We start from the raw sequence: 19542 nt of genomic DNA, 5'->3' as shown, positions 1-19542 counted from the left end.
GCGCGCACGTGCAGCGCGGCAGCTGCTGCCGTCCAGGTGCACACGCAGAGCCACGGGAGGCAGAGCCGGCTTTGCTATCCTTTCCATCCCGCCAGGGAGCTGTCCCGATGCCTTCGCTGTCGTCCCGCCGTCCACTGGTGCTGCTGGCCCTGATCGCCTCCGTAGTGGCGATCTTCCTGCTCGACACGTTGACCGACTACGCGGTGGCAGCCGCCTGCTTCTATGCGGCGGTGATCCTGGCAGCCTCGCGGGTGCTTTCGCCGCGCGGATTGCTGGCCCTGGCCGTGGCCTGTGTCGCCCTGACCGGCCTGAGCTTCGTACTGACGCGGTTCGGCACCTACCGCATCGGTCTGGTCAATTCGGTGATCGGCATGCTGGTGATCGCCATCACCACCTGGCTGGCGCTGAAAATGGAAGCCGCCAAGGCCGCCGTGCAGGAGGCGCAGGCACGCCTGCTGCGGGTCGCCCGCGCGTCCACCGTCGGTGAGCTGACCACGTCCATCGCGCACGAGGTGAACCAGCCGCTGGCGGCCATTGCCAGCAGCGCCGACGCCTGCCAGCGCTGGCTGGCGCAGGAACCGCCGAATGTTGACAAGGCACGGCAGGCGCTGTCACGCATCCTCGCCGACGCGCATCGTGCCGGCGATGTGATCGCCCGCATCCGCGGACTGACCCGGGGTGCGGCACCCCAGCGCGACACCTTCGACCTGAATCAGGCCGTGGAGGAAATGCTTGCGCTCTCGCGCAGCGAACTCGACCAGCATGGGGTGACCGTGGCCCTGCTGCTGGAGCCGGACCTGCCGCCGGTGCAGGCCGACCGCGTGCAGGTGCAGCAGGTGATCGGCAACCTGATTCTCAATGCCGTCGATGCGATGGAAGGCGTAGCGGTGGCCGAACGCCGGCTGTCACTACTGAGCCGGCGCGACGGGCAACGGATCACCCTGAGCGTGCGCGACCGTGGCATCGGCCTGCCGGCGGAACAGCCGGAGCGCGTGTTCGAGGCGTTCTGGACCACGAAGTCGAGCGGACTCGGCCTGGGCCTGAGCTTGAGCCGCTCCATGATCGAGGCCAATGACGGCCACATCCGCGCGGAACGCGTTGCCGGCGGTGGCGCCTGCTTCGTGTTCGACCTGCCTGTTGCCATCGGGGACCGCCATGCGTAGACCCGCTGCACCGGCCGTCGAGCCGGCGCCCATCGTGTACGTGATCGACGATGATCCCTCGGTGCGCGCGGCGCTGGAGGATCTGCTGGCCTCGATGGGCCTGCAGGTACGGGGCTTCGCGTCCACCCAGGCGTTCCTCGAACAACCGCTGCTGGATGCGCCCGCTTGCCTGGTGCTGGATGTGCGCATGCCGGGCCAGAGCGGCCTGGAATTCCACCGCGGCATGCGCCAGCGTGGCCTGCACCTGCCGGTGGTGTTCATCACCGGCCACGGTGACATCGCGATGGGTGTCAACGCGATCAAGGACGGTGCGATCGAGTTCCTGACCAAGCCCTTCCGCGACCAGGAACTGTTGGATGCGATCCACAAGGGCATCGGCATCGATCGCCAGCGCCGCCGCGAAGGCGACGAACTGGGCGCCCTCCAGCAGCGCTGGGAGTCGCTGTCGGCCGGCGAGCGCGACGTGGTGGATGGCGTGGTCCGGGGCCGGCTCAACAAGCAGATCGCTGCGGACCTGGGCGTCAGCGAGATCACGGTGAAGGTGCGCCGCGCCCAGGTGATGCGCAAGATGGGCGCGCGTACGCTGGTCGACCTGGTCCGCCTGTACGACCGGCTGCGGGCCGGGCTCGCCTAGCCTTATGGGAGCCATGAAATCTATGCGGAACGCGACCGACGAGGCCCATGCTAGTTTCTGCGCCTCCTCCCAGCGAACCCTCACGATGCGCTCTCTCCTGCCTGCCCTCGTCCTTGCCGTGGCGGTCCCGCCGGTACACGCAGCAGAGCCGCCCCTGCCCCAGCTGCGGGCCTACACGGTGGATGCTTCATGGCTGCAGCCGATGAGGCCGCTGCAGATCGCCGACCACACCTGGCAGATCGGCACCGAAAACCTGACCGCACTGCTGGTACAGACCGACGACGGCGCGGTGCTGATCGATGGCGGCATGCCGCAGATGGCCGATCACCTGCTGGCCAACCTGCAGCAGCGCGGCGTCGCACCGCAGCAGCTGCGCTGGATCCTGCTCAGCCATGCCCATGCCGACCACGCCGGTGCGGTGGCCGAACTCAGGCGCCGCACCGGCGCGCAGATCGCCAGCAACGCCGAAACGGCCGTCCTGCTGGCGCGCGGGGGCAGCAACGATCTGCACTTCGGCGATGACATCACTTTCCCTCCGGCCAATGCCGACCGCATCCTGATGGACGGCGAGGTCGTGTCGCTGGGCGGAATGCACTTCACCGCGCATTTCATGCCGGGTCACACACCGGGCAGCACCGCCTGGACCTGGAACGACACCCGCGATGGCAGGCCGGTACGCATCGCCTATGCGGACAGCCTCAGTGCGCCGGGCTACCGGTTGCAGGGCAATCCCCGCTATCCGCACCTGATCGAGGACTATCGCCGCAGCTTCGCGACCGTGCGCCGCCTGCCCTGCGACGTGCTGTTGACCCCGCATCCTGGCGCCAGCGGCTGGGACTATGCCGCAGGCGCCAAGGCCAGTGCTGCAGCGATGCGCTGCAGCGCCTACGCGGATTCAGCCGAGCGCAGTTTCGAGGCACAGCTGGCCAGGGAACGCGACAACGCGCACTGAAGCCGTGGCGGCCTGTGAGCCGCCACAGCAGCAGCGACCCTCAGCCGCCCTGGCCGTGGTGGGCGAACGGCTCGGTGCTGCCGTCACCGCGCACCAGTTCCACCGTGTACGGCTGCACATAACCGTCGGGCATCTCCATGCCGGGCGAACCGGCCGGCATGCCCGGCAGCACCAGTCCACGCGCCGCAGGACGCTCCTTCAGCAGCCGCTTGATGTCCTCGGCCGGAACGTGCCCCTCCACCACATAGCCGTCGATCTCGGCGGTATGGCAGGACCCCTTGCCGACCGGCACACCCAGGCGCTGCTTGATCGGGTTCATGTCATCGGTATCCCGCACATCCACCGCGAAGCCTGCGGCCTGCAGGTGTTCGACCCAGACGCCACAGCAACCGCAGCTGGCGGTCTTGTGGACGATGGCGGTCGGCAGCTGCGCATCGGGGACGGAGGCGGCATCGGCCGCTGCGTGGGCATGGCCCGGCGCCGCGGCCACCTCTTCGGCTGCACGGGCGCAGCCGGCGCCGGACAGAATGCTGGCCAGCAGCAGGCCGAGAGAGAGAGAACGGTTCATCGTGTTGGTTCCTTTGTGCATGCGGGCGGAACGCCCGCGACCCACGCATCGAAGGCGCGGGAAAATCGGGAATGGGACAGGCAGGACAACAGGCGGCTGGCGCCTGCAGGCCATCACACGATGGGAGGTCGCAACGCGTCGGTCAGGGGCGGCGGCACAGGCCGTCGTGCAAGGGCAGCGCGTGGCGCCTCGCGCCAGGGTGTGATCGCCACGGCGGAGGAGGTCGCCGGCACGCCGGTACACGCGGGAGGGCACGGGCACTCACTGGCTGCGCAGTCGCCCGATGATCGATCGCCGCAGCATCCGGCCCGATCCACGGCCGTCTCATGCGACGCGGCGCAGTACTCCGTGTCGCCCTGTCCACCGTCGCCCGATGCAGCCCGCGCCAGCCCAGGTGCGGTCAGCACCGGGGCAACGAGCAACAGCCAGCGCAGCAGGAGAGCAGCAGCATTCATCGGAGGCATCATAGCCGATGGGCGTGGCAGGCTGGGCCGCCGCCGGACCCTATGCGGTGTCCGCGCTGCCTGCGTCTGCCCGCATGCGTACCGGAATCGACTTCGCCGCAGGCGTGCCGCTGAGGCGATCGTAGTAGTCCAGCGGCAGCAGCGCATTCAACTCAGGGTAGTAGCCCGCCAGCGCGCCCCGTGGCATGGGGTAGTCGAGCACGGTCAGCCCGTCGATGCGACGCCGCACGCCATCTGCGCTGAGCGTCTCCAGGCTGACCCGCGCCTCCTTCTCCAGACCGCGTGCCAGCCGGTCTTCGATGTTCATGAACACCACCCTGCGATCGTTGTACACGCCGCGATAGCGGTCGTTGTAGCTGTAGATGGTGGTGTTGAACTGGTCATGCGAACGCACCGTGGCCAGTCGCAGCATGTCCGGATCGTGCACCGGGTCGTCCACATCCAGGCCCGGCATCACCAGGATGTTGGCCTTGCCGTTGGCGGTGGGCCACACCCGGCGGCGCGGTGCAATGTCCAGATGGAAGCCGTGCGGCTGCCGGATGCGCTCATTGAAGCCTGCATAGATCTGCGGGTACACGGCAGCGATCAGGTCACGGATCCGCGCATAGTCATGCCTGCAACCTGCCCAGTCGACCCTGCTGTCCGGCAGCGTCGCCATCGCCATGCGACAGACGATCTCGACCTCCGGCAGCAGCTGGTCGCTGGCCGGCTCAAGAACACCGCGCGATGCGGTCACGTTCGACATCGCATCCTCGATCGTCACGAACTGCTCGCCTGCGGGCGTGACGATACGTTCCGAGCGCGCCACCACCGGCAGGATCAGCGCATCGCGCCCATGCACCAGGTGCCCGCGGTTGAGCTTGGTCGCGATACCCACCGTCAGCTGCAGGCTGCGCATGGCTTCGTAGGCCCGGGGCGTGTCCGGCACGGCATGGATGAAATTGCCGCCCAGCCCGATGAACACCCTGGCGCTGCCATCGAGCATGGCCTCGATCGATTCGACCACATGATGCCCGTGCTCCCGCGGCGGATTGAAACCGAACACCTCCTGCAGGCGATCCAGATACGCTGCCGCCGGCTTCTCGTCGATGCCGACGGTACGATCGCCCTGCACGTTGGAATGACCCCGGATCGGGCCGATCCCCGCCCCCGGCTTGCCGAAGTTGCCGCGCAGCATCAGCAGATTGGCGACCTGCTGCAGCAGCCGCGAACCATACTGGTGCTGGGTCAGGCCCATGCCATAGCAGATCACCGTGGCATTGGAGCGGATGTAGATCTCGGCGCAGCGCCGGATCTGCGCCTCCGAGATGCCGGAGACCCTGACGATGTCGTCCCAGTCCTGCGCCATCACGTCCGCGCGCAAGGCCTCCAGGCCGACCGTATGTTCATCCAGGAACCGATGGTCGAGCACGCGCTGGCCCTGTGCCTCTCGCTCGAACATCACCTTCATCATGCCTTTGATCAGCGCCAGGTCACCGCCGATGCGGATATGCACGAATTCGCTGCTGATCTCGGTGGAGCCGAAGGTCGCCATCTGCACCACATCCTGCGGCTCGGCAAACCGGATCAGGGCGCGCTCGGGCATCGGGTTGACCGCCACGATCGGCACGCCGCGCCTGCGCGCCTCGACCAGGTTGCCCATCATCCGCGGCGAATTGGTGCCGGTGTTCTGGCCGATCACGAAGATCGCCTCGGCGTGCTCGAAATCCTCCAGGACGATGGTGCCCTTGCCCACACCGATGGAAGGTGGCAGGCCACGGCTGGTCGGCTCGTGGCACATGTTCGAACAATCGGGGAAGTTGTTGGTGCCGAACTCGCGTACGAAGATCGAATACAGGAACGCCGCCTCGTTCGGCGTGCGGCCCGACGTGTAGAACTCGGCCTGATGCGGGCTGTCCAGTGACCGCAGGTGACGGCCGATGAGTGCGAACGCCTCGTCCCAGCTGCATGGCACATAGTGGTCGGTGGCTGCGTCGTAACGCATCGGCTCGGTCAGCCGCCCCTGCATTTCCAGCCAGTAGTCGGTCCGCTCCATCAGCTCGCTGACGGTGTAACGCGCGAACAGCTCGCGATCCGCGCGGAACCGGGTCGCCTCCCAGGCCAGTGCCTTGGCCCCGTTCTCGCAGAACTCCAGTTTCCTGCGCTCGTCGGCGTCGGGGAAGGCGCAGCTGGGACATTTGAAGCCAGCGGGCTGGTTCATCGCCAGCAGTGCCCTGGAGCCGTTGCCGATCACGCTCTGCTGCAGCAGAACCCGGGCGGTGGCGCCGGCCGCACCCCAACCGCCTGCGGGCTGGTTGTAGGGCTTGTAACGAGGGGGTTTTTGCTCGGACATGTTCGAAGACCTGGCGCCAGGAGACGAGACTGCGAAGGGCACGACAGACAGAGTCAAGCACGCCCGGGACCGCTTCGCCAGAGCCGCCCCGCATCTCCCAGCGCGCCCTCTTCGGCGCGCCGGTGGCTGCTGCATCGCCACGGACGCACTGCGCTATCCTCCGGGGGGTGGGCGAACGGCCCATGACACGCTCACTCTGTCCGGACACTCTGCATGGCTGACTCGCCCCCGCCGCCCTCTCCGCCTGCCGGCACCGCGCAGCGCACGTTGCAGCGCTGGCGCGAGGGAGGGCTGCAGGTGCAGGCGCAGGCCGACGTGGTCGCCGAAGAGGTGCCGGTAGCGCTGCACTACAACGGCACCGTGTTCGCGGTGATGATGGCCACGCCCTGTGACCTGGAGGACTTTGCGCTCGGTTTCTCGCTCAGCGAGGGCTTGATCACCACGCCGACGCAGCTGCTCTCGATCGATGTGGCGCCGCAGCTGGAAGGCATCGAACTGCGGATGACGGTTGCCGCCGAGGCACCGGGCGCCGGTCTGGATCCGGCCGATGGCCGCCTGCTGCCCGGCCGTGGCGGCTGCGGCCTGTGCGGAACACGGCAGCTCGAGGATGTGCTGCGGCCCCTGCCCCCGGTACGCGAACGACGGACCTACGCGCCGGCGGCCCTGCAGCGGGCACTGGCCACGCTGTCGCAGCACCAGCCGATGAATGCGGCCAGCGGCTCCACCCACGCGGCCGCCTGGGCCGACGCCAACGGGCGCATCGGCTGGGTGCGCGAGGACGTGGGCCGTCACAATGCACTGGACAAGCTGATCGGCGCCCTGCATCACAACGAGCACGCCATCGACGGTGGACTGCTGCTGATTTCCAGCCGGGCCAGCTACGAGATGGTCAGCAAAGCAGTGCGCGCCGGTGCCAGCGTACTGGCCGCCGTGTCCGCGCCAACGGCGTTGGCGATCGATCTGGCGCGCAGCGCAGGGCTGTGCCTGGTCGGCTTCGCCCGCGGCAGTGGATTCAATGTGTACACCCATCCAGAGCGGTTGCGGCCGGAAGACATGCCAACGGCATGAACGCGGCCATGGCGGGACCCGCCATCGTCAGTGGGCAACCCCCATCATCGGCCGGGTGACAACAGGCCCGCGATGCGCTCGGCCACCTGGGCGCGCACCGCGTCGTCCAGCTGTCCTTCGTACATGGCCTCGTAGATCCACAGCCCATCGGCCGCCAACCGTGCCACGAAATTGTCCAGCGCCGCAGGATCAACCACGCCGGCCGGCGGCGGCGATGGCGCCCAGCGCTGCACGGCCGGGCTCCATGGCCGCTCACCGGCCTCCGGGTCCACCGATTCGAGCATGAACATCAGCTCGGCGCGCGTCGCGCTCTGCGCCGACACGCGGACGAAGGTCTGATAGCGCTCGAGCGCCGTGGCCTCGCTGGCACGCTTTCCGAGCAGCGCTTCCATCGATGCCTCCCAGTTGTGCACCAGGTGCTCGTCGATGCCGCGCAGCAGTGCCTCGCGCGACGGGAAGTGATACAGCAGGCCGCCGCGCGTGAGGCCGGCTTCTGCCGCCACCGACTCGAAGGTCACCGCGCGCACGCCGTCTCGATTGATCACGTTGACGGCGGCATCGAGGATGCGCTGGCGCTTGCTGGTTCTCATCGCACTACTTTACGCGATCGGCCGCTCCCTCGCGGCTCCCCGCCCGCCCGCGCAGCAGGCGCGCGATCAGCGCTGCACCCACGGCCAGCACCGCGGTGATGACCAGCAGCACGATCTGGTAGCTGCGGTCATAGGCGGCGGTGGCGCCGGCGAACCACTCGCCCGGGCCGGCTTCGCGGGCGACCTGCTGCGCCAGGGCGAATCCTTCCCGCGCCAGTGCCGGAACATCCGCCGATACCGGCAGGAAGGCGCCGTACATCGCTGCGCCCAGGCTGCCCAGCATCGCCACCGCCAGCAGGCCGCCGAATTCGTAGGAGACCTCCTCCACGGAGGACGCCATGCCCGCACGGTGCGCAGGCACATTGTTGAGGATGGCAGTGGATGCGACCGAGATTGCCGAGCCCATGCCGAACCCGGTGATCGCCATGCCGGCGACGACCCAGCCCAGTCCGTGCGGAAAACCGAACGCGACCACGCCCACTCCCAGTGCCCCCGCGGCCAGTCCGCCGCAGATCAGCGGACGCAGGCCGACGCGGTGCAGGATGCTGCCGCCGAGCAGCGCGCTGGGCAGGCTGCCCAGCGCCGCCACCGATACCAGCAGGCCCGCCTGCAATGGCGTGAATCCGGCGACCAGCTGGAAACGCTGGGTGGTCAGCAGTTGCAGGCCCGCCATCGCAAACAGGGTGAACACCGCAGACAGCGTACCGGCCAGGAATGCCGGATTGCGGAAGATCGCGAAGTCCAGCAGTGGATGCGGCAGGCGCCGCTGGCGGCGGGCGAACGCGGCGCCCGCCGCCAGCGCCAGCACCGATGCCGCCGCGCCGAGGCCATAGGAAGGCGGCGTGGCGATCAGCGATTTGATCGCCAGCACCAGCCCCGACAGCGCCGCCAGCGCCAGCAGCGAGGACAGCAGATCCCACGGCCGGGACGTGTCGCGCCGCCCCTCCGGCGCCAGCAGCAGCGTCGCGACGAAGGCCACGATCACCACCGGCACGTTGACCAGGAACACCGATCCCCACCAGAAATGCTGCAGCAGCCAGCCACCGATGATCGGTCCGAGTGCGGCGCCGACGATCGCCACCGAGCCCCAGATCGCGATGGCGATGTTGCGCTCACGCTCTTCATGGAAGCTGAGGCCGATCAGCGCGAGCGTGGCCGGCATCATCGCCGCGGCGCCCACGGCGAGCAGCGCACGGGCAGCGATCAACTGCGCTGCGGTGACAGAGAACGCTGCCGCCAGCGAAGCCACGCCGAAGACCACCAGGCCGATCAGGAACATGCGACGGTGACCGATGCGGTCGCCCAGCGTGCCCGCACCGAGCAGCAGGCCAGCCATCACCAGTGGATAGGCATTGATGATCCACAGCGCCTGACCCGCGCTGGCGGAAAGTTCTGCCGTCAGCGTGGGCAGCGCCGTGTACAGCACCGAGTTGTCCAGCGTCACCAGCAGCAGGCCGGCGGCCACCGTGAACAACAGCGACCAGCGCCGGGCACGGGACAGAGCCGGAGCATCGGCCAAGGACTGGGACAAGGCCATGGGAAACAAACCTGGGCAAGAAGGTTCCATTAACTATACCGGATATCCTGTATAGTTATAGCCCTGCAGCGACACGTTCAGGTTTCGACCCAGGCGCTGTTCAGCCCCGGCAGGCGCCGCGGGTGCTACCTGCAGTCCACCGGCAACGCCGCCACCGCCGCGACCACCTGTTCCTGCATGCCCTGCCCCACGGCCATGTCGAGTTCGCCCGCGATGTCACCGTGCTGGCGCCGCAGCTCGTCCTCGCACAGGCTGCGCACCCGGGCCCGCGCGTTCGCCCGCAGCGACGCACAGCGCCAGTCCGCGTCGCCGAGCGGCAGTACCGAATAAACCACGCTGTTGCATGCGTTGGAGGCCCGCTCGCGCAGCGTATGCCCACCGAAATCCCGCGGCGCCCTGCTGCGCGTGGGATCGAAGTAGCTGTCCGGGAAGGTGCGAGCATACTGCTCGATATCGACGTGCAGCACGCGGCCACCGGCCGCTGCGAGGGGCAGCGGATCCGTGCAGCGGGCACTGTCGGCGCGGTGCTGGATGTAACGGTAGATGGGACGGTCAAGGCCTGGATCCTCCGCAGTCACCGCACTCACCGCGCCCAGTACCGGCAGCGCGGCACGGTTGGCCATGCGCGCGAGCAGCCCTGCCTCTGCCGGCCGGCAGCGGTCGCGCAGGGTTGCCACCAGCAGGAATGCCACGTCGTTGCGGAAGGCCGCATCGTCCCCCATCCGCCGCTCGATCCGCTGCCGCATCTCGTCGGTGGGCGCCACGGAAGTGGCCTGCGGCGGCTGCGGCTGCGCTGTCCGCAGGTACAGCCACCCGACCGCCGTGGCCGTCACCGCCAGCAGCGCCATCGCCAGTAGTGGACGCCCGCGCATCAGTTGTGGATCGGCGTCAGTGTGGCGGCCGCCACATCGTAGGAAGCGCTGGCGATGTCGGCGTCGAAGCGCTTGACCTGCACCCGCCCGGCGAGTCGATAGGGGTCCCACAGCGCACCCAGCGTGATCGGCGTGGCCAACGTCACGTGGATCATCTGGTTCGGCGGTGGTGGGGGTACATGGATGCAGGCACCATAGAACGGGACGAACAGCACCTCGTCCACGCGTCCGTCGTCGGTGGTGCCCAGGGGCACGACGTAACCGTCCAGGTCCACCGCACGTCCATCCACCGATGCCACCACGCGCGAAGAGCCGAACTGCCGGGCGCGCTCCGGACGGGAGTGGTCGATCGCCTGACCGGGCGGCGTGCCGGCGCCGCTGTCGTCAATCAGGCCACCGACGCCGGCCATGCCGTCGCGTGACAGGCCGATCTGCGGCGGCGGTCGCTGGAAACGGTCCTCGTCCGGCATCAGGGCGTCCCAGCGGTCGATCGGGCTTGCCGACGGAGACGGCGCCGCCACCGGCAACGGTGCAGGGTGCTGTCCGGCACCGTCGGGCACGCGGGCGCATCCGGCCAGCAGCGCGCATCCAGCGAGCCATGCAAGGCAATCACGGCGCATAGGGTTTCAGCCGTGCATCGCGCATGCTGTAGGCAGAGCCTGCCAGCTCATCGTCCAGGCGCTCGGCGTGCAGGTTTCCGGCCAGGAAGAACGGAGCGTACATGTCAGGCATCTCGATTGCCCGGTCCAGTACCACGTGCACGATCTGGTTCGGCGGCGGTGGTGGCACATGGATGCAGGCGCCGTAATACGGGACGAACAGGAATTCACTGAGCCGTCCTTCCGCAGTGCTGGCGAGCGGCACCACGTAGCCCGGCAGGCGCACCGGCCGCTGCAGCACGGCGTCGACGGTGCGGAACGTGCCGAACTGCGGCATGCGTCGGCTGCCGTTGTGCTCCACCTCAGGGCCTTCGCCACGTTCCAGCGCCGCCAGCTCGTCGGCGGGCATCATCTGCAGCCAGTCCAGCTCCTGCTCTTCCACGGTCGCTGCGCCCTGATCCGCCACCGGTGGCGGCAGCGCCTGCACGCCGGTGTCGACCGGCCGCTCGCAGGCAACCAGCATCAGCAACACTGGCAAGCCACCCAGCCGGCGCATGCTCATCCCGGCGACGCCAAACCGTCGGCGAGCGTGCGCCGGTAGGCCAGCGCGGCCGGCACCAGGCCCGCCACGGCGCTGACCAGCAGCAGGCCCGCCACCCAGCCCAGCTCGCGCGCATCCGGCCAGACGTGGGTGATCGACAGGCCATACTGCGCCAGCGCCCAGCTGCGTCCCACGGCACTGGCCAGCACCAGCGCCGCCAGTGCCAGCCCGCACGCCAGCGCGCTGGTCGCCACCGCCTCCACCACCAGCAGGCCGGCGATGTAGCGCGGGCGCGCGCCGACCGCGCGCAGCACCGCCATCTCGCGGCGCCGTTCCTGCAGGGTTGATACCAGCAGCGCCACCAGCGAGACCATTCCCAGCAGCACCACCATCGCGCTGATCAACCGCAGTGCCCGCTCGGCCGTGCCCAACGACTGCCACAACTGCTGCAGGGTGACGCCCGGCAGGATCGCCAGCATCGCCTCCTCCGGATAGTCGCTGATCGTGCGCTGCACGGAGAACGTCGCGATGCGGGTATTCAGGCCGAGCATGAAGGCAGTGATGCTGGTCGGGGTCAGATCAAGCCGCCGCGCCTGCTCCGCGCTGACATGCTGGCCGGGCAGCTGCACGCCGGAACGCCAGTCGATGTGGATGGCTTCGATCGCCGGCAGCGATACCAGTACCGACGCATCCACCGGTGTTCCGGTGCGCTGCAGGATCCCCACCACGCGGAACGGCTTGTCGGCATGCGTGGCCAGGGGCACCGCCCCGGTGCCATGCGCCAGCATGATCGGGTCGCCCGGCGTGATGTTCTGCGCCTGCGCCACCTCCGCGCCGATCACCGCATCGTACAGGTCCGAGAAGGGCCCGCCCTGTGCGAAGACCAGTTCATGACCGGCACCGTAGCGGTAATGCTCGAAGTAGCCGCCGGTGGTGCCGACCACGCGGTAGCCCCGCCAGGAATCGCCCAGCGAGAGTGGCACCGACCACTTCACCTGCGGCAGCGCCGACAGCGCCTGATAGGACTGCCAGGAGACATTGTTGGTTGGATCACCGATATGGAACACCGAATAGAGCAGCAGGTTCACCGGTCCGGAGCGCGCACCCACGATCAGATCGGTTCCGGACACTGTGCTGGCAAAACCTTCATGCGCCTGCGTGCGGACCCGCTCCACGCCCAGCAGCAGAACCACGCTGAGGGCGATCACCAGCACCGTGAGGGCAACACTGAGCGCGCGGCTGCGCAGGCTGGCCCAGGCAAGTTCAAGCATGGGCAGCTCCGGCATGATTGATCTCGGCCAGGACGATGACCCGGTCGAACAGAGGCTGCAGGCTTTCATCGTGGCTGACCACCAGCGCGGTGGTGCCGCAGGCCTGGCATTGCCGGGTCATCAGGCGCACGAACGCGTCCGCCGCGTGCCGGTCCAGTGCCGAGGTGGGCTCGTCGGCAAGCAGCACCTGCGGCCGCCCGATCAGTGCGCGTGCTGCTGCCACGCGCTGCTGCTGGCCGACACTGAGCCTGCCCGCCGGACGGCCCATCAGCGTCGGGTCGATCTGCAGGGACTGCAGCAGCCGTGCGATCTCCTCGTCCAGCGCTGCGCCGACGCGCTGCCTGCGCAGCCGCGAGAAGCGCAGACCCAGCGCGATGTTCTCGCGCACGCTGAGGAACGGCAGCAGGTTGAACTGCTGGAAGATCACGCCCAGCTGGTCGGCACGGAAGCGGTCGCGGGCCGGACCGTTCATCGCATGCAGGGAGTGTCCGGCGACGTCGACCCGGCCCTGGCGAGCGCGCAGCACGCCGGCCAGCACACCCAGCAGAGTGCTTTTGCCACCGCCACTGGCACCGCGCAGCAGCACGCTGCTGCCCGCATCGACGCGCAATGCCGGAATCTCCAGTACCGGGCGATCGCCGTAGGCGAAGCGCAGGTCCTGCACATCGATGACCGCCGCACTCACGGCGCAAGTACCACGCGCAGAGTCTCGGCGGTCAGCACGTGCCGTGCCTGTCCGGCGGGCGTGGTGCTGTTGACGATGACCTCATGCAGGCCAGGGAACAGCACCGGCAGGCGGACCACCAGCACCCGCAGCGCGGACGGATGCGCGCACTGGAAACGCAGTCCGGCACTGAAGCCGGCATGGCCGTGGTGCCCGGCATCGTGCATCGGGTCTGCAGCGAATCCGTCGGCGGCCACGCTGCTGGCGGCAAGGCGGCACTGGGCCGCAGTCGGCAGGGTGACCCATGCGCCTTCCTTCAGCAGTGCCTTCGCACGTGCGAGCGCGGCGCGCTCCTGCGGGGTGGCGGGCGGTCGCTCGAAATCGAGCAGGCCGATACCGGGGGCCTGCATTGCCAGGTCCAGTGTTCCCCGTTCGAGCGCCACATCGACCGTGGCCTGGCCATGCACATGCGCGCCCTGCTGGCGCACCTCATGGGCGTGGGCGGACGCCGCAGAAAGCAGCAGCAGAAACGTGGCGGGAAGCTTCATGGGGGTACCGTTAGTGTTACTATGTAACATTATGGACCACATCCCCACCGTTCCTGCAAGGGGTCTGCCACAGCCGCCAGCATCGGCACGCTGGCATCCCCGTTTCGATCTGGCCGGCGCAGGGCTGTCATTGGCCTGCGCAGCGCACTGCATCGCGCTGCCGCTGCTGCTGGCCTTCGTCCCGGCGGCCATGATGGCGTTGCGCTCGTTCCAGCACCCCGGCCATGCCCTGATGACCACCCTGCTGCTGATGTCACGCTGGGAGTGGGCGTTCGCGTTGCTCGCCTCGCTGCTGGCGCTGGCCAGCACCGCTGCGGGCCTGCGCCGGCACCGCCACTGGCTGCCGATGCGACTGGCCCTGGCTGGGGCTGGCCTGCTGTTGTCCGCATCGCTGTATCCACCGCTGAAGGAATCGCTGCTCTGGCACGGCATGGCCACCGCCTGCGGCGGTGGGCTGCTGGCGATGGCCCACCTGTGCAACCGCCGCGCCCTGCGTGCCTGCGCACGCGCGCGCCGATGATGGGAAGGGCGGGTCGGCCCGGCACCGGCCAACCTGACAGATCGGTAATGTCCGGGTCAGGGCCACGAAAGGTGCCCGCCGTCAGCCTGAGCGCCCCATTCCTGCAGGCACCCACCATGTCGTCTTCGCTCCGCCGCTCCGCCGCTCTGCTCCTGCTGCTGCCGGGCGTCGCCGCCGCTCCGCTGGCCCTTGCACACCCCAGCCTGGTGAAGGCAACGCCCGCCGCCGATGCCAGCGTCGCGCCTGCCAACCGCATCGAGCTGACCTTCAGCGAGCGGGTGATGCCGCGCGCCACCCGCATCGAACTGAGCATGGCCCATGGCCGCACCCTGATGGCGATGCCTGCCCTTTCCCAGCAGGTGTCGGACGATGGTCACCGGCTGGTCGTGAGTTTCGCCAAGCCGCTGCCTGCCGGAGACTATCGCCTGCAGTGGCGCGCCGTCGGCCAGGACAGCCACCCCGTCACCGGCGACTATCGTTTCAGCGTGAAGTAAGCTGCAGTGGTGATCGAACTGTCTCCCTATGCCCTGCGGCTGGCGTTGTACCTGGCCTTGATGCTGCTGTTCGGCAGGATGCTGTTCATCCGCCCTGCGCCTGCGCGTCGCATGTTCCTGCCACTGGCCGTGATCGCGCTGGCAGTCGTGCTGCTGGACGCGGCGGTGCGGGTGACAGGCGTGCTGGGGCTTCCGCTTGCCGCGGTCGATCAAGCGACCGTCGCATGGTTCACCACCGCCACACCGGTCGGCGAAGCGGCACTGGTGCGTGCGCTGGCGCTGCTGGCAATGCTGCCGCTGCTTGCCGCAAGCGCGAAAGTGGCCGGGGCACGCCGTGTCATCCTGCTGCCGCTCTCGGCGGTCGCCCTGGCAAGCCTGGCCTGGAACGGCCACGCCGCCGCCGGCGACGGCATCCGCGGTGCGCTGCGCCTGGCGGCCGGGACCGTCCACCTGCTCGCCGCAGGCGCATGGGTCGGCGCGATCGCCGCGGTGCTGCATCTGGCCCTGCGCACCCAGGGCCCTTCCCTGCGTGAACGCACCCATGAACTCTGGCAGGTGGCGCATGGTTTCGCCCTGCCCGGTACGGTAATCGTGGCCCTGCTGGCGATGACCGGCACCTATACCTACGTGGATCTGCAGGGCTCGCTGCAGACCCTGTTCAACACCGCGCACGGGCGCTGGCTGCTGTTCAAGCTGGCCCTGGTCGCGGGCATGCTCGGCCTGGCCGCGCTGCACCGCTGGCGGCTGGTGCCGGCACTCGCCACCGCCATCCGTGGCGGCTGGCAGTTCCGCCCGCTGCGCTCGCTGCGTCACAGCCTCACCTTCGAGGCCGCACTCGGGCTGCTGGTACTGGCCTGCGTGGCCGTGCTCGGCACGCTGGACCCGCTGGCATGAGGGCGGCGCTGCGCGGGCCGGCATGCACACGATGAAGCTGCTGATCGTCGAAGACGAGCCCAAGACCGGCAATTACCTGCGACAGGGCCTGATCGAAGCGGGCTACGTGGTCGATCTCGCCTGCGACGGCGTGGACGGCCTGCATCTGGCGGCAAGCGGCGAGTACCAGCTGGTCATCCTCGATGTGATGCTGCCCGGTCTCGATGGCTGGAACGTCCTGTCGCGCCTGCGCGATGCGGGGTGGCAGGTGCCGGTGCTGTTCCTGTCGGCGCGCAGCAGCATTGCCGACCGCGTGCAGGGGCTGGAACTGGGTGCCGATGATTACCTGGCCAAACCTTTCGCCTTCGCCGAGCTGCTGGCACGCGTGCGTACCCTGCTGCGACGCGGCCAGGGCCAGTCTCAGCCTGACCGCATCGTCGTCGCCGATCTGGTGGTGGATACGCTGCGCCGGCGCGTGGAGCGCGGTGGCCAGCGCATCACACTGAGCCCGAAGGAATACGCGCTGCTGGAGCTGCTGGCACGACGGCGCGGCGAGGTCCTGCCACGCTCGTTGATCGCCTCGCAGGTGTGGGACATGAATTTCGACAGCGACACCAATGTCATCGATGTGGCGATACGCCGCCTGCGCGCCAAGATCGACGATGGCTTCGCCGAAAAGCTGGTGGTCACTGTGCGCGGGATGGGCTACGTGCTGGAGGCACCCGAGGTCGAAGCAGCGCAACCGCAATGAGCCTGCGACGCTCCATTGCCGTCCGCCTCACCGTGCTGTTCGCCACGGTCGGTACGCTGGTGCTTGCTGCACTGGGCGTGGCGATCTATCTGAGCGCGCGCCATGATCTGGTCGCACAGGATTTCGCCGAACTGGAGAACAAGGCCGCGTTGATCGCCGACCTCGCCGGCAGCGGCACGTCCGATGAGCGCGCCCAGCGCCTGGGCGATGCGCTGCGCCACCATCCCGATATCGCCTTCCACATCGTCGATGAGCAGGGCGGCGTGCTCTTCTCCACCGCGCCGGAGGCCTTGCGCGCGCATGCGCGGACTCAACCCGCCGACACTGAACCGCGCCGCCATGACTGGACGCTGGCCGACGGAAGCCGCCTGCACGCCCTCAATCTGCGGCAGACGCTGGCCGATGGCAGCCGCCTGGCCACCCTGCTGGCGATCGACGATGCGCGCCATGCCGACTTCCTGCAGCGCTTCCGCCACCTGCTGGCCGTCGCTCTGGTCACTGCTGCGGTGGCCAGCAGCCTGCTGGGGGGCTACGTCGTGCGGCAGACGCTGCGCCCACTGCGCACGCTGGCCGACGAGGCCCGCCATATCACCGCCGGACGACTGCAGCGCCGGCTCACGGCCGAGCACGTGCCCGTCGAACTGGAACAGCTGGCGCAGAGCCTGAACGGGATGCTGGCGCGGCTGCAACAGGACTTCGAACGCCTCAGCGGGTTCTCCGGAGACCTCGCCCACGAACTGCGCACGCCGATCACCAACATGCTGACCCAGGTGCAGGTGGTGCTCGCGCACCCCCGCAGCAACGAGTCCTATCGCGAGACGCTGCTCTCCTGCGCGGAAGAGCTGCAACGGCTGGCACAGACCGTGGGCGATCTGCTCTATCTGGCCCAGGCCGAAGCACCCGGCGCCCTGCCCTCGCGCGAGGGGGTGGCGCTGGATGCGATGGTCGATGCGCTGCTGGAGTTCTACGATCTGCTGGCCGAGGAGCGCCAGCTCACGCTGCGGCGGGAAGGCAGCGCAGAGGCCAACGGCAACCGCCTGATGCTGCACCGGGCGGTCGCCAACCTGCTTTCCAACGCCCTGCAGCACGCCACGCCGGGTACGGAGATCGTGGTGCGGCTGGACGGCACCGGGCCCACGAGCCGGATTGCTGTCCACAACCTCGGTCCGCCGATTCCCATGCAGGCACTGCCCCGCTTGTTCGACCGGTTCTTCCGCGGCGAGCGCGGCCGGCACGAGGGCGCCGGGCTGGGATTGGCGATCACCCGCGCCATCGTGCAGGCCCATGGTGGATCGGTGAGCGTGGTCTCCGACGCATCGGGCACCGTGTTCGAGCTGGCCCTGCCGGGCGCTAGCGGTCCGGCGCAAACACGCCGGCAATCCAGTCGATGAATACCCGCAACCGCGGCGACGGCGTGCGGTTGCGCGGGTGAACCAGGCTCAACGGGCTGGGTGTGGGCGGCGATTCCGCCAGCAACTCCAGCAACTGACCACGTTCGATATAGGGATCCAGCCGGTAGCGCGGCGCCTGGATGATGCCGAGCCCCGCCAGTGCCGCCCCCAGGAAGGCATCGGCGCCGGATACCCGCACGGTTGCCGGCAGAGGCACATGGCGCACCTGCCCGGCCTGCTGGAACTCCAGAGGAATCAACTGTCCGCTGGCACCGGAACGGAAACCGACCATCCGATGACCGGACAGCAGCGCGTCGATGCTGTCCGGCAGCCCATGCGAACCCACGTAGGACGGTGAGGCAACGGTGACTTCGCGCAGCAGTGCCAGGCGCCGCGCGACCAGATCGCTGTCGGCCAGGGTGCCGACCCGAAGCGCGGCATCCACGCCTTCGCGCAGCAGATCCACGTAGCGATCCCCCTCGCTCACGTCCAGCTCGATGTCGGGATAGCGCTGCAGGAACTCGGGCAGGTGCGGAAACAACAAGTGCCGACCAAGCGTTCCGTGCACTTCGATGCGCAGCGTGCCGCGCGGCGGGACATCACGGAATGCGGCTTCGGCATCGTCCATGTCGGCGATCAGGCGCAGGCAGCGGCCATAGAAGGCTTCGCCCTCGAGGGTCGGCACCACCCGTCGCGTGGTCCTGTGCAACAGCCTCACCCCCAGCCGCCGCTCCAGCGCCTTGATCGCGTCGGTCACCGTGGCCCTCGGCAGCCCCAGGTCCTCTGCAGCGCGGGTGAAGCTGCGACGTTCGACGATACGGACAAAAGCGCGCAGGGCGGTGAATCGATCCATTGTTCGAACATCCGGATGATGTTGTCGGATTCTCCATGATTATCCGGGCGGCAGGAACCAGCAAGATGATGGGGCGCCACGCGGGCGCGTCTTCGAAGGAAGCCTTCATGTCCAGCTCCTCTCCCCGTACCGTCGCCCTGGTCACCGGCGGCTCCCGCGGCATCGGCGCCGCGATCTCGCGTCGGCTGGCGGCCGACGGCCATGCGGTTGCGATCAACTATGCCGGCCGCCGCGAAGAGGCTGATGCCCTGGCCGCCGAGCTGGTCTCCGCCGGCGGCCAAGCCATTGCGCTGCAGGCCGACGTGGCCGATCCGCAGGCGGTGAGCCGCTTGTTCGATGCCGTCGAGGCTCGATTCGAGGGCATCGATGTGGTGGTCAACAGCGCCGGAGTGCTGCAGCTTGCGCCGCTGTCAGCCACCGACGACGCGTTGTTCGATCGGGTCACCGCCATCAATCTCAAGGGCGCCTTCAACGTGCTGCGCGAGAGCGCGCGACGCGTCCGCGACGGCGGCCGCATCGTCGCGCTGTCCACCAGCGTGGTCGGCCTCAAGCTGGAGAACTACGGTGTCTACGCCGCAAGCAAGGCGGCCGTGGAAACCCTGACGGCGATACTCAGCAAGGAGCTGCGTGGCCGTGGCATCACGGTCAATGCCGTGGCACCCGGCCCGACCGCGACCGACCTGTTCCTGGAGGGCAAGTCGCCGGAACTGATCGAGCGCCTGGCGCAGATGAATCCGCTGGAGCGGCTGGGCACGCCGGACGACATCGCCGGCGCGGTGGCTTTCCTGGCTGGAACCGACGGCGGCTGGATCAATGGCCAGGTGCTGCGAGCCAATGGCGGGATGGTGTGACAGCAA

General features: G+C 68.6%; 21 protein-coding genes. 10 read left to right on the top strand and 11 right to left on the bottom strand.

Going from position 1 to position 19542, the window contains the following annotated elements; translation table 11 throughout:
* Window positions 1–107: 107 nt before the first annotated feature.
* The 3 genes from AC5P76_RS09470 to blaL1 all read left to right on the top strand — a co-directional run bounded on the left by AC5P76_RS09470 (window position 108) and on the right by blaL1 (window position 2749).
* Window positions 108–1163, top strand: coding sequence for a sensor histidine kinase (locus tag AC5P76_RS09470; RefSeq protein WP_459062046.1), 1056 nt, complete (start codon window positions 108–110; stop codon window positions 1161–1163).
* Entirely contained in the window at window positions 1156–1797 is a 642-nt protein-coding gene (locus AC5P76_RS09465; RefSeq protein WP_197571380.1) for a response regulator transcription factor, read from the top strand. Before AC5P76_RS09470 ends, AC5P76_RS09465 begins: the two co-directional genes overlap by 8 nt.
* Window positions 1798–1882: 85 nt before the next feature.
* Window positions 1883–2749, top strand: coding sequence for a L1 family subclass B3 metallo-beta-lactamase (gene blaL1, locus AC5P76_RS09460; RefSeq protein WP_253118518.1), 867 nt, complete (start codon window positions 1883–1885; stop codon window positions 2747–2749).
* Between the two features lie 40 nt (window positions 2750–2789).
* Here blaL1 and AC5P76_RS09455 read toward each other — a convergent pair whose 3' ends face one another.
* Window positions 2790–3317 (bottom strand): DUF411 domain-containing protein, encoded by a 528-nt coding sequence (locus tag AC5P76_RS09455; protein ID WP_193395837.1) that lies wholly within the window; start codon window positions 3315–3317, stop codon window positions 2790–2792.
* A 504-nt stretch (window positions 3318–3821) separates the two neighbouring features.
* A complete protein-coding gene (locus AC5P76_RS09450) occupies window positions 3822–6113 on the bottom strand; it encodes an FdhF/YdeP family oxidoreductase (protein ID WP_253118519.1) in 2292 nt (763 codons plus the stop codon).
* A 213-nt stretch (window positions 6114–6326) separates the two neighbouring features.
* Between AC5P76_RS09450 and fdhD the strand changes: the two genes are divergently transcribed.
* Window positions 6327–7181 (top strand): formate dehydrogenase accessory sulfurtransferase FdhD, encoded by an 855-nt coding sequence (gene fdhD / locus AC5P76_RS09445; RefSeq protein ID WP_065182327.1) that lies wholly within the window; start codon window positions 6327–6329, stop codon window positions 7179–7181.
* Window positions 7182–7225: 44 nt separating this feature from the next.
* Here the strand turns inward: fdhD and AC5P76_RS09440 are convergent, their stop codons facing one another.
* The 8 genes from AC5P76_RS09440 to AC5P76_RS09405 form a co-directional block, all read right to left on the bottom strand.
* Window positions 7226–7771, bottom strand: coding sequence for a TetR/AcrR family transcriptional regulator (locus AC5P76_RS09440; RefSeq protein ID WP_065182328.1), 546 nt, complete (start codon window positions 7769–7771; stop codon window positions 7226–7228).
* A 4-nt stretch (window positions 7772–7775) separates the two neighbouring features.
* Window positions 7776–9308, bottom strand: coding sequence for an MFS transporter (locus AC5P76_RS09435; RefSeq protein WP_253118520.1), 1533 nt, complete (start codon window positions 9306–9308; stop codon window positions 7776–7778).
* A 125-nt stretch (window positions 9309–9433) separates the two neighbouring features.
* Window positions 9434–10180, bottom strand: coding sequence for a hypothetical protein (locus tag AC5P76_RS09430; protein WP_253118521.1), 747 nt, complete (start codon window positions 10178–10180; stop codon window positions 9434–9436).
* Window positions 10180–10800 carry a DUF3299 domain-containing protein gene (locus AC5P76_RS09425; RefSeq protein ID WP_253118522.1) on the bottom strand — a complete coding sequence of 207 codons (621 nt, stop codon included), beginning with the start codon at window positions 10798–10800 and terminating at the stop codon, window positions 10180–10182. Before AC5P76_RS09425 ends, AC5P76_RS09430 begins: the two co-directional genes overlap by 1 nt.
* Window positions 10790–11335, bottom strand: a complete 546-nt coding sequence (locus AC5P76_RS09420; protein ID WP_164152801.1) for a DUF3299 domain-containing protein — start codon at window positions 11333–11335, stop codon at window positions 10790–10792. Before AC5P76_RS09420 ends, AC5P76_RS09425 begins: the two co-directional genes overlap by 11 nt.
* Window positions 11336–11337: 2 nt before the next feature.
* Window positions 11338–12591, bottom strand: coding sequence for an ABC transporter permease (locus AC5P76_RS09415; protein ID WP_253118523.1), 1254 nt, complete (start codon window positions 12589–12591; stop codon window positions 11338–11340).
* Window positions 12584–13276 carry an ABC transporter ATP-binding protein gene (locus AC5P76_RS09410; RefSeq protein ID WP_065182332.1) on the bottom strand — a complete coding sequence of 231 codons (693 nt, stop codon included), beginning with the start codon at window positions 13274–13276 and terminating at the stop codon, window positions 12584–12586. Before AC5P76_RS09410 ends, AC5P76_RS09415 begins: the two co-directional genes overlap by 8 nt.
* A complete protein-coding gene (locus AC5P76_RS09405) occupies window positions 13273–13803 on the bottom strand; it encodes a ZrgA family zinc uptake protein (protein ID WP_065182333.1) in 531 nt (176 codons plus the stop codon). The genes AC5P76_RS09410 and AC5P76_RS09405 overlap by 4 nt, the downstream gene beginning before the upstream one ends.
* A 31-nt stretch (window positions 13804–13834) precedes the next feature.
* Here AC5P76_RS09405 and AC5P76_RS09400 point away from each other — a divergent pair, with 31 nt between their 5' ends.
* The 5 genes from AC5P76_RS09400 to AC5P76_RS09380 all read left to right on the top strand — a co-directional run bounded on the left by AC5P76_RS09400 (window position 13835) and on the right by AC5P76_RS09380 (window position 17832).
* Window positions 13835–14323 carry a MerC family mercury resistance protein gene (locus tag AC5P76_RS09400; protein ID WP_065182334.1) on the top strand — a complete coding sequence of 163 codons (489 nt, stop codon included), beginning with the start codon at window positions 13835–13837 and terminating at the stop codon, window positions 14321–14323.
* A gap of 116 nt (window positions 14324–14439) precedes the next feature.
* Window positions 14440–14817, top strand: a complete 378-nt coding sequence (gene copC / locus AC5P76_RS09395; protein ID WP_053516266.1) for a copper homeostasis periplasmic binding protein CopC — start codon at window positions 14440–14442, stop codon at window positions 14815–14817.
* Between the two features lie 9 nt (window positions 14818–14826).
* Entirely contained in the window at window positions 14827–15711 is an 885-nt protein-coding gene (copD, locus tag AC5P76_RS09390) for a copper homeostasis membrane protein CopD (protein ID WP_053516365.1), read from the top strand.
* A gap of 31 nt (window positions 15712–15742) precedes the next feature.
* Entirely contained in the window at window positions 15743–16441 is a 699-nt protein-coding gene (locus AC5P76_RS09385) for a heavy metal response regulator transcription factor (RefSeq protein WP_053516367.1), read from the top strand.
* Window positions 16438–17832 (top strand): heavy metal sensor histidine kinase, encoded by a 1395-nt coding sequence (locus AC5P76_RS09380; protein ID WP_111186898.1) that lies wholly within the window; start codon window positions 16438–16440, stop codon window positions 17830–17832. Before AC5P76_RS09385 ends, AC5P76_RS09380 begins: the two co-directional genes overlap by 4 nt.
* Here the strand turns inward: AC5P76_RS09380 and AC5P76_RS09375 are convergent.
* Window positions 17792–18685, bottom strand: coding sequence for a LysR family transcriptional regulator (locus tag AC5P76_RS09375; protein WP_065176182.1), 894 nt, complete (start codon window positions 18683–18685; stop codon window positions 17792–17794). The genes AC5P76_RS09380 and AC5P76_RS09375 overlap by 41 nt on opposite strands.
* 107 nt (window positions 18686–18792) lie before the next feature.
* On the opposite strand from AC5P76_RS09375, the gene AC5P76_RS09370 reads away from it, so the two are divergent.
* On the top strand, window positions 18793–19536 hold the full coding sequence (locus AC5P76_RS09370; RefSeq protein WP_065182361.1) for an SDR family oxidoreductase: 744 nt from the start codon (window positions 18793–18795) through the stop codon (window positions 19534–19536).
* Window positions 19537–19542: the final 6 nt, after the last annotated feature.

This window comes from Stenotrophomonas sp. YJH_SMC_36 (assembly GCF_059369935.1).
The sequence above is the reverse complement of the archived record's forward strand: the minus strand, read 5'-3'. Positions and strand labels throughout refer to the sequence as shown.

Bases quoted from the DNA above. Each gene is read 5' to 3' on its own strand.
- AC5P76_RS09470 (WP_459062046.1), top strand. From the start codon at position 108: ATGCCTTCGCTGTCGTCCCGCCGTCCACTGGTGCTGCTGGCCCTGATC.
- AC5P76_RS09465 (WP_197571380.1), top strand. From the start codon at position 1,156: ATGCGTAGACCCGCTGCACCGGCCGTCGAGCCGGCGCCCATCGTGTAC.
- blaL1 (WP_253118518.1), top strand. From the start codon at position 1,883: ATGCGCTCTCTCCTGCCTGCCCTCGTCCTTGCCGTGGCGGTCCCGCCG.
- AC5P76_RS09455 (WP_193395837.1), bottom strand. From the start codon at position 3,317: ATGAACCGTTCTCTCTCTCTCGGCCTGCTGCTGGCCAGCATTCTGTCC.
- AC5P76_RS09450 (WP_253118519.1), bottom strand. From the start codon at position 6,113: ATGTCCGAGCAAAAACCCCCTCGTTACAAGCCCTACAACCAGCCCGCA.
- fdhD (WP_065182327.1), top strand. From the start codon at position 6,327: ATGGCTGACTCGCCCCCGCCGCCCTCTCCGCCTGCCGGCACCGCGCAG.
- AC5P76_RS09440 (WP_065182328.1), bottom strand. From the start codon at position 7,771: ATGAGAACCAGCAAGCGCCAGCGCATCCTCGATGCCGCCGTCAACGTG.
- AC5P76_RS09435 (WP_253118520.1), bottom strand. From the start codon at position 9,308: ATGGCCTTGTCCCAGTCCTTGGCCGATGCTCCGGCTCTGTCCCGTGCC.
- AC5P76_RS09430 (WP_253118521.1), bottom strand. From the start codon at position 10,180: ATGCGCGGGCGTCCACTACTGGCGATGGCGCTGCTGGCGGTGACGGCC.
- AC5P76_RS09425 (WP_253118522.1), bottom strand. From the start codon at position 10,800: ATGCGCCGTGATTGCCTTGCATGGCTCGCTGGATGCGCGCTGCTGGCC.
- AC5P76_RS09420 (WP_164152801.1), bottom strand. From the start codon at position 11,335: ATGCGCCGGCTGGGTGGCTTGCCAGTGTTGCTGATGCTGGTTGCCTGC.
- AC5P76_RS09415 (WP_253118523.1), bottom strand. From the start codon at position 12,591: ATGCTTGAACTTGCCTGGGCCAGCCTGCGCAGCCGCGCGCTCAGTGTT.
- AC5P76_RS09405 (WP_065182333.1), bottom strand. From the start codon at position 13,803: ATGAAGCTTCCCGCCACGTTTCTGCTGCTGCTTTCTGCGGCGTCCGCC.
- AC5P76_RS09400 (WP_065182334.1), top strand. From the start codon at position 13,835: ATGGACCACATCCCCACCGTTCCTGCAAGGGGTCTGCCACAGCCGCCA.
- copC (WP_053516266.1), top strand. From the start codon at position 14,440: ATGTCGTCTTCGCTCCGCCGCTCCGCCGCTCTGCTCCTGCTGCTGCCG.
- AC5P76_RS09385 (WP_053516367.1), top strand. From the start codon at position 15,743: ATGAAGCTGCTGATCGTCGAAGACGAGCCCAAGACCGGCAATTACCTG.
- AC5P76_RS09380 (WP_111186898.1), top strand. From the start codon at position 16,438: ATGAGCCTGCGACGCTCCATTGCCGTCCGCCTCACCGTGCTGTTCGCC.
- AC5P76_RS09375 (WP_065176182.1), bottom strand. From the start codon at position 18,685: ATGGATCGATTCACCGCCCTGCGCGCTTTTGTCCGTATCGTCGAACGT.
- AC5P76_RS09370 (WP_065182361.1), top strand. From the start codon at position 18,793: ATGTCCAGCTCCTCTCCCCGTACCGTCGCCCTGGTCACCGGCGGCTCC.